The sequence below is a fragment of the Hymenobacter sp. UYAg731 genome, assembly GCF_054061335.1.
The window spans coordinates 385,021-398,394 of sequence record NZ_JBSSEC010000005.1; the positions used below are offsets into that span (position 1 = coordinate 385,021).

Annotated in this window: 7 protein-coding genes; 4 read left to right on the forward strand and 3 right to left on the reverse strand. The window is 62.0% G+C overall.

The window, feature by feature from the left end; translation table 11 throughout:
- Positions 1-207: 207 nt before the first annotated feature.
- Both fmt and ACVWYF_RS17505 read left to right on the forward strand, forming a co-directional pair.
- Positions 208-1,149: a methionyl-tRNA formyltransferase gene (gene fmt, locus ACVWYF_RS17500; protein WP_457070363.1), complete on the forward strand. Its 942-nt coding sequence runs from the start codon at positions 208-210 to the stop codon at positions 1,147-1,149.
- A gap of 127 nt (positions 1,150-1,276) precedes the next feature.
- Positions 1,277-1,765, forward strand: coding sequence for a dihydrofolate reductase (locus tag ACVWYF_RS17505; protein WP_457070365.1), 489 nt, complete (start codon positions 1,277-1,279; stop codon positions 1,763-1,765).
- Positions 1,766-1,832: 67 nt separating this feature from the next.
- On the opposite strand, the gene porU2 is transcribed toward ACVWYF_RS17505, so the two are convergent.
- Together porU2 and ACVWYF_RS17515 are read right to left on the reverse strand one after the other, a co-directional pair.
- On the reverse strand, positions 1,833-7,028 hold the full coding sequence (gene porU2, locus ACVWYF_RS17510; RefSeq protein ID WP_457070367.1) for a putative type IX secretion system sortase PorU2: 5,196 nt from the start codon (positions 7,026-7,028) through the stop codon (positions 1,833-1,835).
- Positions 7,029-7,120: 92 nt separating this feature from the next.
- A complete protein-coding gene (locus ACVWYF_RS17515) occupies positions 7,121-8,236 on the reverse strand; it encodes a putative type IX sorting system protein PorV2 (protein WP_457070369.1) in 1,116 nt (371 codons plus the stop codon).
- 388 nt (positions 8,237-8,624) lie between these two features.
- On the opposite strand from ACVWYF_RS17515, the gene ACVWYF_RS17520 reads away from it, so the two are divergent.
- On the forward strand, positions 8,625-8,972 hold the full coding sequence (locus ACVWYF_RS17520) for a PadR family transcriptional regulator (protein WP_345058866.1): 348 nt from the start codon (positions 8,625-8,627) through the stop codon (positions 8,970-8,972).
- Between the two features lie 62 nt (positions 8,973-9,034).
- Positions 9,035-11,785, forward strand: a complete 2,751-nt coding sequence (locus ACVWYF_RS17525) for a PspC domain-containing protein (RefSeq protein ID WP_457070372.1) — start codon at positions 9,035-9,037, stop codon at positions 11,783-11,785.
- A 95-nt stretch (positions 11,786-11,880) separates the two neighbouring features.
- Here the strand turns inward: ACVWYF_RS17525 and ACVWYF_RS17530 are convergent, their stop codons facing one another.
- Positions 11,881-13,320 carry a CCA tRNA nucleotidyltransferase gene (locus ACVWYF_RS17530; protein ID WP_457070374.1) on the reverse strand — a complete coding sequence of 480 codons (1,440 nt, stop codon included), beginning with the start codon at positions 13,318-13,320 and terminating at the stop codon, positions 11,881-11,883.
- Positions 13,321-13,374 lie beyond the last annotated feature (54 nt).

The following is a 13,374-nucleotide window of genomic DNA, read 5'->3' on the forward strand; positions in this document are numbered from 1 at the left end:
AGGCTCGGAATCCGGATTCCGGGGCAGCGGGAAACTCCCGGAGCCTTGATTTTCAGATTCCGAGGCTGCGGGAGACTCCCGCGACCCTGATTTTCACTTTTCGGGGCTGGGGGAGTTTCCCAGAGGCTTGATTTTCGAAAACCAGGGTCGCGGGAGTTTTTTGGCGTTTCGGGGTCGGGTTGGCGGGTCCGGCGTTTTCTTTGCCCCATGAACACTCCCCTGCGCCTGGTTTTCATGGGCACCCCCGATTTTGCCGTGCCCACCCTCGAAAGCCTGCTGGCCTGGCCCGGCGGGCAGGTGGTGGCCGTCGTCACGGCCCCGGACCGGCCGGCCGGGCGCGGGCGGCAGCTCCAGGCCTCGGCCGTGAAGCAGGCCGCCGAAGCCCACGGCCTGCCCGTGCTCCAGCCCACCAACCTAAAATCGCCCGATTTTCAGGCCGAACTTAAAAGCTGCGCCGCCGATTTGCAGGTGGTTGTTGCCTTCCGGATGCTGCCCGAAGCCGTGTGGAACATGCCCCGGCTGGGCTCCATCAACATCCACGGCTCGCTGCTGCCGCAGTACCGGGGCGCGGCCCCCATCAACTGGGCCCTGATGCACGGCGACTCGGAAACGGGCGTTACGTCCTTCTTCCTGCGGCACGAGATTGATACCGGCGACCTTATTTTTCAGGATAAAATAGCCATCGCGCCGGACGACGATTTTGGCAGCGTGTACGACCGGCTGAAACTGGTGGGCGCGGCCCTGGCCCGCCGCTCAGTCGAGGCCATTGCGGCCGGCACCGCGCCCAGCACCCCACAGGTTTTCAGCGCCGACCTGCGCCCCGCTCCCAAGCTCCAGAAGGAAACCGGCCGCCTCGATTTCAGTCGCCCCGCCGCCGAGCTCGTGAACTGGGTGCGCGGCCTCTCCCCCATTCCCACCGCCTTTGCTGCCCTGCCCGATGGGCGCGTTATCAAGATTTTCCGCGCTGCCGCCCTGCCTTTTGAGGCCGAAACCCCCGCAGCCCCGGCCGGCACCTGGGTTTCGGATGGAAAAAAATACCTGCGCGTAGCCGCTGCCGATGCCTGGCTCGATTTGTTGGATGTGCAGCTGGAAGGCAAGAAGCGGATGCCGGTGCAGGAGCTGCTGCGCGGCTTCAAGCTACCGGCGTAGGTATGTAGGGGCTGAGCGGTGCTCTGCCCCGCCGTCTGCTCAATCTCAACGATTCTCTTCAACGACGGGCGGAGCACCGCTCCGCTCCTACACCGTTCAATTCTAACTACACCCCTACCCCAAACCAATGGTTTCCTTCGTCGTAGCCGTAGCCGAAAACAATGCCATCGGGAAAGATGGCGTGCTGCCCTGGGGCCACCTGCCCGATGATTTGCAACACTTTAAGCGCCTCACCCTGGGCCACCCCGTGGTGATGGGCCGCCGTACCTACGACAGCCTCGGCCGGGCCCTGCCCAAGCGCCCCAATATCGTAATCACGCGGCAGCCCGGCTGGGCCGCCCCCGGCTGCGAAACCGCCGGCTCGGTGCCCGCCGCCCTGGCCCGCGCCCACGAGTTGGATGAGGATGTGTGCGTAATCGGCGGGGGCGAAATCTACCGCGAAGCCCTGCCCGCCGCCGACATCATTTACCTCACCGAAGTACACCACAGCTTCGAGGGCGACGCCTTTTTCCCCGCCCTCAGCCCCAGCGAGTGGCGCGAGGAAACCCGCGAGCGCCACGAAGCCGACGAGCGCCACGCCTACGCCTTCAGCTTCGTGACGCTGCGGCGACGGTAGGTTTTACTTGTTTTCCCAACAAAAAAAGGCAGCCGATTGGCTGCCTTTTTTTGTTATTCTGGGCCTATTAGCGCATGAGTACCAGTTTGCCCCAGTCATTCTTGAAGGCTTTGTCGCCGCCCGTGGCGCGGTGGCCGAACTGGGCCCCGGGGTCATCGAGGGCCACGCGGTAGAGGTAGGTGCCGTTGGCGAGGCGGTCGCCGTAGGTGTCGGTGCCGTCCCAGGCAAAATCGGTGATATTATTGCCGATGTGCAGCGGGCCGAGCTCGTTCATGAAAATCTCGCGCACCACCTTGCCCGTAAGCGTGATAATCTGGATTTTCATGTTGCGGGGCAGTTCCTGGCCCGTCAGGGTGAACACGAAACGGGCCTTGCTCACCACCGGGTTGGGGTACGGGTACACATTGGAGATTTGCGATTCATTCACCACTTCGAATTTCACCTGGAAGTTCTGCGCCCCGGCGCTGGTGTTGCTGGGGTCGCGGCCCTGCACTTCCAAGGTGTACATGCCATCGGGTAGGGGTCCGGTTTTGCCGGGCTCATAGGTGAGCTTGGCCACGCTGCCATTGGTCTGGTCGACGCTGAAATGGAAGCTGTTGCTGTTGACATCCATCACAGTGGGCACCGCTTGGCCGGGGCGTTGCAGCAGCACAGTGAAGAACGAAGCATCGGTGATGTGGCGCAGCTTGTCCTCATCGTTGAGCTGAATATTGATAACGGGCATTGCCGACACCAGTTCGCCGTTGAGGATGTGACGGCCATCGAAGGCCACGTCGAGGGTCGGGGGCACGTTGCGGTCTATCACCGAGAAGGACGGCAGCGCCAACTCGTTGTTGGCGTAGTTCTGCTCGCGCTGGAGGCGCGGGTTCACCACTACTTCCGTCACGAAGGCACTACTAAACTTGCCCAGCACGTTGAAGTGGACCGGCAGCGTCAGGGTCTGGCCCGGGAGCAGGGCGGTGGGCGACGGCACATCGGTCGTGGCTACCACCGGCTGGCCGGGACGGCTGGTGTCGCGCAGGCTCACGCGGGTGATTAGCGGTGCGACGAAGGGTTCGTCCGATACGTTCTGGAACTTCACCGGGAAGTCGATGTAGCCGGTTTCAGTGGCCTGCTGGGCCAGCTTGGCCGGGTCGTAATCGGTGGCCGCCGCCAGGTCGCGCCGCACCACGCCCTCGGGCATGCCCTGCGAGGTCACGAGCCACTGCTCCAGCTGCGGCGGAACGCGCGTCACGTTATCGGACAAGGCCAGCTCCAGGCGCAGGTACGGGTAGGATTTGGCCGAAACCAATGCCGTCAGGGGTTGCGAGGCGTCCGTCACGTTGGGCAGCACCACGGTTTCGCGGCCCAGCGAGTCGATGCCCACCACGCTCAGCGTGTGCTGGCCGTTGGGCGTGAGGGTGCGGATGGTGCTGTACAGGTTCAGCCACTGCTTGGCCGGGCCTATGCGCGTCGAAACGATGCGACCCGAAGTGCTGGGCTTTTGCAGGTTATCGTTCAGCTCTACTGTTTGGCTGTAGCGGGGCACGGTGCTGTTGGTATCCGGCCCCAGCTCATGCACGAGGCGGCCGGTGGTGGCCGTCAGCTTCTGGCCAAGCAGCGCCAGGGGCTCGCCATCGGCCAGCCGGGTGATGAGTTGCGAGCCCAGCAGCGTTTGCAGGCGGGCTTTGAGCGCCGTGGGCAGCAGGGAGTAGCGAAGGCGGTTGGCCGATACCACGGCTACGTAGGAGCCCGCCGGAATGGCCGTCAGGAAATCGTTGAGCTGCTGCTGGCGGTTGGCGCTGTAGTTTAGATTATCTAGCGTATCGGCAATCGGCGTATTGTTGTTGGCCGGGTCCGATACCGAGAAGTAGTAGAAATTATCGGGCGACTGCCCGCACTGCTGGAAGGTAGCCGGCATGGCCACCGGCTGCAACGAAGACCCGTTATACACGGCGATGAGCAGGTTGGGCGAACGGGCCCCGCAGGCCACCACCGAGGGCAGGCCACTGGCCGTCCGAATGTAGATGCCCGCTCCGGTCAGGTTATAGAAGTTGGCCGCACTGCGGGGCACGCCGCCGCCCCGGGTGCGGAGCGTGATGGGCACCTGCGTCGCGGCAAACTCCCAGCGCCCGGTGGGCACGCTCACTTCTACCCCCGTGCGGGTGGTTTGCCTGAACTGCGTGTAGTGGCTCTGCGACCAGCCCCCAGGACTGCGCGGAATAACACGCAGCGATGAAGTAGTCCATTCGCCGCTTTCGCCAGCAGCCGGGGCGTGGAAGCGGGCACGCCAGTACCATACCAGGCTATCGCCGATGGTGAGGGGCAGCGTGGGGGTCCACTGCGCCACCAGTCCGGCGTTGATGGTAGCCCGTTGCACCGCGCCGTTGAAGGTAGCCACGGTATCAATTTCGAAATCGTAGTCGCGCTGCAGGCCCAGCGGGTTGTTGCTCTGCACTACCAGCCGGGGCTGGTTGGTGGTCGAAATAGCAAACTCGGTGGGGTTCAGAATGCTCACCCCGCCACTGAGGAAGGTGAAGTTAATGGAGGCCGAGTTGTTGGTTTCGCTGGCTTCGGCCACGCGGTTATTGGGGTCCAGCACTACCAGGAAGGTGCTGCTGCCCCCTACGCCCACGCTGTTGCGCATGGGCAGGGCGTAGGTGGTATCGGGGCCCCAGGCCTGCCGCCGGGTGAAGGTGTACACCGAGTCGGCGCGGCCGAGGCTGGGCGGAAACTGGCGCGTCACCCGAATCTCAACCTGGTCGTTGGTGATTTTGCCGGGATTGGCAACGCCCACGTTCAGCACAAAATCCTTGGAATCGGCCCGCACGGCGGGCTGGCCCACCGTGGGGGTGATGGAAAGCGTAGCCGAGCTGGCAATGAAATCGGGCAGCGGCGGGGCGTAGAGCGACAGGGTCGGGTCGCCCTGCCAGCCGGTGCATAGCAACTGCTCGATGTCGGCATCGGAGGCAAATCTGCTCTGCAAACGGCGCACAGCTTCATCATGCACCACCGTAATGGGCTTGCCGTACCAGGCGGGGTCGTTGAACAGCAGCTTGTACAGCGTGTTCTGCGCGATACTCAACGCGATTGGAAAACTATAGCCTGATTCCGCCAACGAGCCCAGGGCTCCTTTGCGGTCGGCGAAGAGCCAGTCTTCCACCACCGTGGGCGCACTGGTGAAGGTGCCATTGGCCGCGCAGCCACTCAGAAACAGGAAAGGATAGCGCCGAGTGTTCGCAAAGCTTGGCATGGTAGACGGCTTCCCAAAATCGAGGGTGAAGGCCGTGGGGGCCGCGTGGCCAAAATACGTAATCAGCGACAGGCCACTATTGAGCTGCGCCGAGATATCGACGCTTGTGGTCAGGGGGCTATTCCGCACCAGGGTTTCCACTTTTCCACCAAATAATGGCCGTTCAACGCGCACCTTGGCCGTATCCATGTAGCCTCGGTAGATATCGGCTTCACCGGCATCCTTGGCCCCAATCAGGTGCAGCACGTTTTTGCGCCAGGGCTGCGAGCCCAGCGGTTCGCGGTTCAGCAGGTCCTGGTCAATCAGCTTGTTCAGATAGTTCATCACCTGCTGCGGCGTGGTGGCGGTGAGGCGGCCGGTATGCAGCTTGGCCACGTAGTCGCTGTTGGCATAGTCCGCCGTCAGCAGGTTGTCCGATACGGAGCGCGAGCTGGTGGGCACCAGGTCCAGCCCAAATTCTCCGCTGCGCGCCACGTAGTTTAGCACGCCAGTGCCGCCCACGGATTCGCTGGGCACAATTCCTTTGCCCAGCAGCAGCAAAAACCGGTTGCTGCCGGCCGGGCTGGCGGCGGCCATCCACCGCGAAAAGTGGCGCAGGGCCAGCCAGTTTTTTTCTCCATAGAAAAACTGGTCGTAGAGCTGCTGGCTGGTTACCATCAGCGTATCGTAGTGGCCGCCAGCGGTCGAGGCGCGGTATTTGGCGTACTCCAGGGCCGCGTTGGGCACCGTGCCGGCCGGCCGCATCAGTTGCGGGTGGGTGATGATGATAAAGTTGGCCACTGCCGGGTCGATAGCCCGGAACCTTACACGGCGGGCAGCGGACGGCACCAGCAGGTTGGCCTCGTCACTCAGCAGCAACTGGTGCGTGGCCGAGGCAGTGGCCCCCGGAAAAACAAAGCGGCTGAGGCCGGCGCTGGCCCCCGTGGTGCTGGTCACGCGCTGCACATTATACAAATCCTGAATATCGAAACCGGCCACCGAGGCCGGCACGCCGGGCAGCTCGTAGGTGGCCGGGCCGGCCAGCAGCGAGTCGTTCTCAAATGCAAGATTGCGCCCGCCGGTCGGCCAGGTATTGGCCTGCGGCACCACCGTGCGGATGTAGTTCAGAAAAAAGAAATCCCTCGCATCCAACGGCAGCTGCGCTTTCAGCTTAATGGTAATCTTGCCCCGGCTGCTAATATCAGAAGCCTGTATTTGAAATATTCGCCGGCTACGCACCAGACCGTTGTAGCTCATGGTGCCCAACAGGCGCGGGGTTCCGCTTGGGGGCACCACGTACACCTGCGTATTGTGCTGCACGCCCACGCCCCCCGAACGAATTGCGTTTTCAAAAGCACCAAACAATGATACTTCCACCCGGGGCGCAGTCGTGCTCACCACCGGGCTCACCGAGGCCGCGATGGAATCGATGGCCTCGTCGTGGTAATACCCCATTACGAAGCCTTCGCCCGCCTCGAACCACGGCAGATAAGTATACTGCTCATGGGGAAGGTCCACGTAATATGTCGCCTTCAAATCCAGGGTATTCAGCATCCGGTTGGCGTGTACGGCCCCGCCGGCGGCCACCGGCTGCTGCATGTGGCGACCGGCAGTGCCGGCGCGCCAGGTCAGGAAATAGCTGGCCGTATCGGTATACAGGCTGAAATATTGATGCGGCTGGTCGGCGGGGTATTTATACAGTTCCGCATCGAGCCGGCCATCGTTATGCACGGCGTAGAACTCGATGAACGACGTGGCATCCAGCGTGGTGCGGCTGCCGCCCACGTAGGTGGCAATTTCCCGGCCGCGCCGCCAGATTTGGAGCTCGTTGGGCACCACGCCGGTTATACCGGCCTGGGTGAGGTACTGATAATCAATTTTATATAATCCATCCCGCACTATTTTCATTTTATAGTACGTCTGGCCGGGCACAATCCATTCATTGCCCACCGGCCCGGATTGGGCCTGGGCAGTGGTACTGGTCAGCCACATCCCCAGCCACAGCAACAGCACTACCCACCTCTTTCCCGAATGTGTGTAATTTTTATTCATTCTATTTCGAAAATTCACCTATTTACTACTATTACGCATCTACGCAGACGGTTGCCAATCAGCTTGCTAACGCCAGAAAATACCCCGGGCGGCTATTTGAAGCCATAGCCCAGTGACACAATCAGCGAGTTGGTCTGGGAGGCGCTGCCCAGCTTTTCCACGGCCAGGCGCGAGAGCGCCAGGTCGATGCGCAGGCCGCTCACGGCTACGCCGGCCCCGAGGCTGTACTGGCCCTTCCACTGCAAGGACTGGTCCACCACGCTGCTGATTTTCTGAAAGTTGCCGGCCCCGCCGCGCAGGAACACGAGGTTTTTGTAGCCCAGCTCCACGCCCAGACGCGGGTCCACGCTCACGATTTTGCTGGAAACCAGCGTATTGCGCTGGCCGTCAGTGGTGGCTTCCAAGTCGACGGCGACGAGGGCAGAAAACTGCTTGGGCAAATCGAAGCGGCGGCCCACGCCCAGCACGAAGCGCGGCAGGGTAATTTCGGTGCTGTTTTTCGGAATGGAATCCGACTTGATGGCCACGTTGCTGTTCAGCCCTTTCACGTACTCGGCCGAGTTGATGTTCCAGGAATTGAACGTGGTGGTGATGTCGCGGGCCATCAGGGCCAAGTTCCAGCCCTTGTGGTTGTACTGCAACCCGGCATCAATGCCGAAGCCGTAGCCGTGGGCGAACTTGCCGATGTTGCGGTAGATTATTTTGCCGCTGCCGCCCACGCTCAGGCCTTCCACGCCCAGCTTACGGGCGTAAGAGAGCAACAGGGCGTAGTCGGCTACCGAGAAGTATTCAATCTTGCTGTAATCGACGTAGCCGTACTCGTTCACCAGGGCGCGGGTATCGGCAATGTTGTCGACGCCGAGGCGCAACACGCTCACGCCCAAGGCACTCTTGTCATCGAGCGGCATGGAGAAGGCGGCGTAGTCGTTTTTCACCACGCCCGAGAACAGTTCGGAATGCATCAGCACGCCGTCGTATTTGTGGGTTTGGTTGGTGAGGCCGGCGGGGTTCCAGTAGCCGGCGGTGGCGTCATTGGCCAGGCTCACCTGCACTTTGCCCATGCCCAGGGCCCGGGCACCCACGCCGATATTCAGAAATTCATTGCTGTACTTGGGCGTTTTGGTAGACTGCGCGGCGGCCGGCAGGGCCAGCGCGGCCGTGGCTCCCACAAGGGCCAGCCCACGGGCGATAGAGGAAAGTTGGGACATAGAAAAGTGACTGGTAAAGTTTGCGCGGTCGGAACGCAAGTTACTCCATTATAGTGCGTCCGGCCCCGCGAATTTCGGGCCAGAACCCCGGATGCGGGCGGCCACTCCGGCGACAGTAGCGGCAGCGGCTCGCTTTTGGCGGCCCGTATCCGGGGTTCGACCGCCGGATATGGGCTTCCACCCCAGCAGGCTGGCTTTCAGTTCAGAGACTGAAAGCGGGTCAATTGACAGAAATCCGTCGGAGCTAACAAAAATTTTATCCCTGATAATCAATGGGTAATAAAGTATTTTGATAGATTCAGGTGAATTATTTATCCAGTACCTTGCGTTACAAAGTACCTACCATACATTTGTACTGTTCGTCACCCACTAGTCAACCTACTCGCCCATGAAACTCGAGAACACCCAGGTTCAGATGCGCAAGGGAATCCTTGAGTTCTGCATCCTGGAAATCATCGCCCGCGGCGAAGCCTACGCCTCCGACATGCTGGAGGAGCTGACTTCGGCCCGCATGATAGTGGTGGAGGGCACGCTCTACCCCCTGCTCACCCGCCTCAAGAATGCCGCCCTGCTCGACTACGTCTGGAAGGAAAGCACCAGCGGCCCGCCCCGCAAGTACTACACCCTCACCGATGACGGCCGGAAATTCCTGGAGGAGCTGCGTGACACCTGGGAGGAAATGGCCGCTTCGGTGGGCATCATCCGCCACAGCCGGCCGCCCGGCGACAGCCGCTAATCCTACCCCTTTTTTCTGCTTCACTCACCAGCATTCAATTGGCCCGTTCGGCCTTCTTTCACATGAAAAAGAACATCAGTATCAACTTGCAAGGCATCATCTTCCACATCGAGGAAGACGGTTTCGAAGTCCTGAGCCGCTACTTGGCCGAGGTGAAAGCCCACTTTGCTAACTACCGGGGCCACGAGGACATTGTGGCCGACATCGAGGGCCGCATCGCCGAGCTGTTTTCGGCCCGCCTCTCGCCCATGCAGCAGGTCATTAGCCTGGATGATGTGAACGCCATGACGGCTAAAATGGGCCGCGTAAGCGACTTCGCCCCCGAGGCCGACGAGGATGACGAGGTAGCCGCCGATGAAACCGCGGCTTCGGCTGCGGCCGGCTTTGGCCGCGCCGCCGACCCTTACGCCACCGCTTCGGCAACCGCTGCTGCCGCTGCTACCGACGAACCCAAGCGCCTGTATCGCGACATGGCCAACCGCAAGATTGCGGGTGTAGCCGCCGGCATCGCCCAGTATTTCGCCATCAACCCGCTCTGGATTCGCTTGGCCTTCCTGGCCGGCCTGCTTCTGAATCCCACCATTCGGGCGGTCACGTTCGACAGCGTGCATATCCGGCCCGGCAACGGCTTGGCTGGCCTTGCCTTTTTCACCTACATCATCCTCTGGATTTTGCTGCCCAAGCGCTACGATGCCCCCGCCCACCCAGAGGCCCTGCTGAACTCGGGGCCGCTGGCCGGCCGCCGCTTGTTTCGGGATACCGGCACGGGCAAAGTAGCCGGGGTATCGGCCGGCCTGGCCGCCTACTTCAACATTGATGTGACGCTGGTGCGGGTGATTATGCTGGCCGGCCTGTTTGCCGGGGGCTTCACCTTCCTGCTCTACATCATTCTCTGGATAGTATTGCCCGAGGCCAAAACGGTCTCGGACAAGCTCCGTATGCGCGGCGACGCGATGACGCTGGAAAGCTTCGACAGCAGCGCCCGCAATAATGCCTTTGCCGACGGCCCGGCTACCACCAACCGCCCCGTGGGCGCTTTCGTGGAAGATGCCGCTCGCACCCTGCGCCCAGCCGTGAATTTTGCCGGCTCGGCCATTCGCGTAGTGGCGGGCGTGCTGCTTACCATCATGGGATTCGGCCTGCTGCTGGCGGTGGTGATATGCACCGGAGCCGGCATTGGCCTGCTGCCGGCTTCGCAAAACATTGTAATGGGCGACGCGCCGGCCCACGTTATGCTCCAGGGAATTCCCGGCTGGGCCCTGTTGGCCGGTTTCCTGGCGGCGGGCATTCCGGCCCTGTGGCTGCTGCTGGGCGGGCTGAACCTGCTGTTCCGCCATACCATTCTCACGCGGACCGTGGGCCTCTCGCTGCTGGGTTTGTGGCTGCTGAGCATAGTGGGCGTAACGGCCGGCGTGGCCCAGCAGAGTCGCCAGTATCAGTACGATGCCGAAGTGGAGCAGTTGGAGCAGTTTCCTAAGCTCACAGCCCCCGTGCTCATGTTTGACGCCCGGCGGGTTGACCGCCAGTGGGAGCAGCACGTCGACCTGCGCCTAGTGGCCGCCGACAGCGGCAAGGCCGTGGAAGTACTGCGCACCCTGGGCGCGAAAGGCCCCAGCGAAGAAGTGGCCCGCCGCACGGCCCTCACCACCATCGACTACACGGTGCGGCCCAGCGGCGACTCCTCATTGGTATTCGACGACCATTTCTCCTTCCTGCCTAACTCGGCCTTTCGCAAGCAGGAGCTGGCCCTCACCCTGCGCCTGCCCCGCGACCGCACCTTCCGCATCAGCCGCAGCTTCGCCTACGACCTGCTCGATGACGACGACTTCGTGGGCAACCGCCGCCCCCAGGACCCCGAACAGCATCGCTACCGCCTGCGCGGCAACAAGCTGGAGTGCATCGGCTGCACCGACGAGCAGCTGGGCCGTGAAGAGAACGGCGACGGCAACGAAGACGGCCTGCACATCAATGGCAACATCAACGGCAATGATGTCCACGTTCGGATGGACAGCGACGACAGCAACGACGAGGCCGATAGCAACGACGACGGCGACGACGGCGACAGCGGCGACAGCGGCGACAGCGGCGACGATGAAAGCTCCAACAGCGGCCTCTCGCTCAGCTACGGCGGCGCGCCCAGCTTCAACACCGACCTGAACAGCTACGGCAGCGCCCGCCGCAGCTTTGAGGAAACCGGCTTCAACCATGTGACGGTGGCCGGCGGCTACCATGTGGTGGTGCGCCAGGCCAGCAGCTTCAAAGTGGAGGCCGGCGGCGACGGTGATGCGCTCGACAACCTGAGTGTGGAGCGGGACGGCGATGAGCTGATTGTGAAGCCCCGCGCCAACGGCAAGCTGCTGGGCGGTGACTGGAACCGCAACAACCGCAAAGTCCTCGTTCGCATTGAGATGCCGGCCATTGAGCGCCTCGAAATGGCCGGGGCCGTGCTGGGCGACCTCGGCGGCTTCGACCGCCAGGAAAGCCTGCGCATCGCGCAGGCCGGGGCCAGCCACCTGCGCCTGAACGGCAGCTACGGCACCTTGCGCCTGGAGCAGGCCGGCAACTGCCGCACCACGGCCACCGGCCAAGCCGACAACCTCGTCCTCGATGGCGCTTTAGCCTGCGAGCTGGCCGCGGCCAACCTGAAAACGCGGATGGCCAAAGTATCGCTCGTGGGTGCCTGCAAAGCCCGCCTCAACGTGACCGAAAGCCTAAAGGGCGATGCCGTAGGGGCCAGCGTAATTGCCTACAGCGGCCAGCCCGGCACGGTGAAAGTCGACGTTGTGGGGGCGTCCAGCATCAAGCACTTGTAAATGCCCAAATTTCTTTGTTACTAAATAACTCTATAGGCAACCTTCGCCGTATAGGTGCATCTATCCCCCCGAAACCACAAAAAAAGAAGCCAGGCTTAGTTTGGTGAGTGAACGAGGCCTCCTTCCGGAGCCAGTCCTTTGGCCGCCCCCTGCTGCAACAGGAAGGCCAGGGCTGGCTCCATTTCGTTTTTAATGATGCCGTCGAGAATAGCTTCCATCACGGCTTCCTTCAACTCGCCTACAGCCCGCGAAGGCTTCAACCCGAAGGTTTCCATGATGATTTCGCCGGTGATGACCGGGCGGAAGCTGCGCAGGTGGTCCTTTTCCTCCACTTCCTTCAGCTTTTCCTCCACCTCCGCGAAGTTGCGCAAATACCGCTCCTTGCGGGTGTGGTCCTTGCTCGTAATGTCGGCCCGGCACAGCAGCATCAGCCGGTCAATATCGTCGCCGGCCTCGAACAGCAGGCGGCGCACGGCCGAGTCGGTCACGGTTTCCTTCACCAGCGCGATGGGGCGCAGGTGCAGCTTCACCAGCTTCTGCACCATGCGCATCTCCTCGCCCAGCGGCAATTTCAGGTCCGTAAAGATGCCCGGCACCCAGCGTGCGCCCTTGTCCTCGTGGCCGTGAAAGGTCCAGCCCACTTTGGGGAAGTAGCGCTTGGTGGCGGGCTTGGCGATGTCGTGCAGCACGGCGGCCCAGCGCAGCCACAGGTCGCCCCCGGCGGCGGCCACATTGTCCAGCACTTGCAGGGTGTGGTAAAAATTATCCTTATGGGCATGCGTGCCCACTTTTTCCACGCCGTGCAGCAGCGCCATCTTCGGGAAGATGAGTTGCAGCAGCCCCGTCTGAAACAGCAGCTTAAACCCGTAGCTCGGTGTGGGCGACTCGATAATCTTGTTCAGCTCCACCGTAATCCGCTCCTGCGACACAATCTTAATCCGGTCTTTATTCCGAATAATGGCGTCGAACGTATCGGGCTCGATATCAAAGTTCAACTGCGCGGCAAAGCGCACGGCGCGCATCATCCGCAACGGGTCGTCCGAAAACGTCACATCCGGCCCCAGCGGCGTGCGGATGGTCTTGCTGGCCAGGTCCTTCATGCCCTCGTAGCGGTCGACTAGCTCCCCGAAATTTTCCGGGTTCAGGCTCAGGCCGAGGGCATTGATGGTGAAGTCGCGGCGGGCCAAATCCTCTTCCAGCGTGCCGGCCTGCACCTCGGGCTTGCGGCTTTCGGCGCGGTAGCTTTCCTTGCGAGCTCCCACAAACTCAATGTCGCCGGCCTCCTTGGTCGGCAGCATGGCCGTGCCGAAGTTCTTGAACACCTGCACGCGGCCGCGCCCTTTCAGCTTGGTGCCCACGGCCTGCGCCAGCGCAATGCCGTCGCCCACGGTTACCACGTCAATGTCCTTGCTCTCGCGGCCCAGCGCTAAATCCCGCACGTAGCCGCCAATGACGTAGGCGGGCTGTTTCAGCTCAGCCGCCGCTTCGGCAATGGTGTGAAAAATGGGCAATTCGGGCAGACGAGGCGTATTCATGGGTGCAAAAGTACGCCCGCTGCTGTACCGTGGACTCTGCGAGTCCGCGCGGGC

Excerpts from the sequence above, each read along its gene's own strand:
- fmt (WP_457070363.1), top strand. The coding sequence starts at position 208 with ATGAACACTCCCCTGCGCCTGGTTTTCATGGGCACCCCCGATTTTGCC.
- ACVWYF_RS17505 (WP_457070365.1), top strand. The coding sequence starts at position 1,277 with ATGGTTTCCTTCGTCGTAGCCGTAGCCGAAAACAATGCCATCGGGAAA.
- porU2 (WP_457070367.1), bottom strand. The coding sequence starts at position 7,028 with ATGAATAAAAATTACACACATTCGGGAAAGAGGTGGGTAGTGCTGTTG.
- ACVWYF_RS17515 (WP_457070369.1), bottom strand. The coding sequence starts at position 8,236 with ATGTCCCAACTTTCCTCTATCGCCCGTGGGCTGGCCCTTGTGGGAGCC.
- ACVWYF_RS17520 (WP_345058866.1), top strand. The coding sequence starts at position 8,625 with ATGAAACTCGAGAACACCCAGGTTCAGATGCGCAAGGGAATCCTTGAG.
- ACVWYF_RS17525 (WP_457070372.1), top strand. The coding sequence starts at position 9,035 with ATGAAAAAGAACATCAGTATCAACTTGCAAGGCATCATCTTCCACATC.
- ACVWYF_RS17530 (WP_457070374.1), bottom strand. The coding sequence starts at position 13,320 with ATGAATACGCCTCGTCTGCCCGAATTGCCCATTTTTCACACCATTGCC.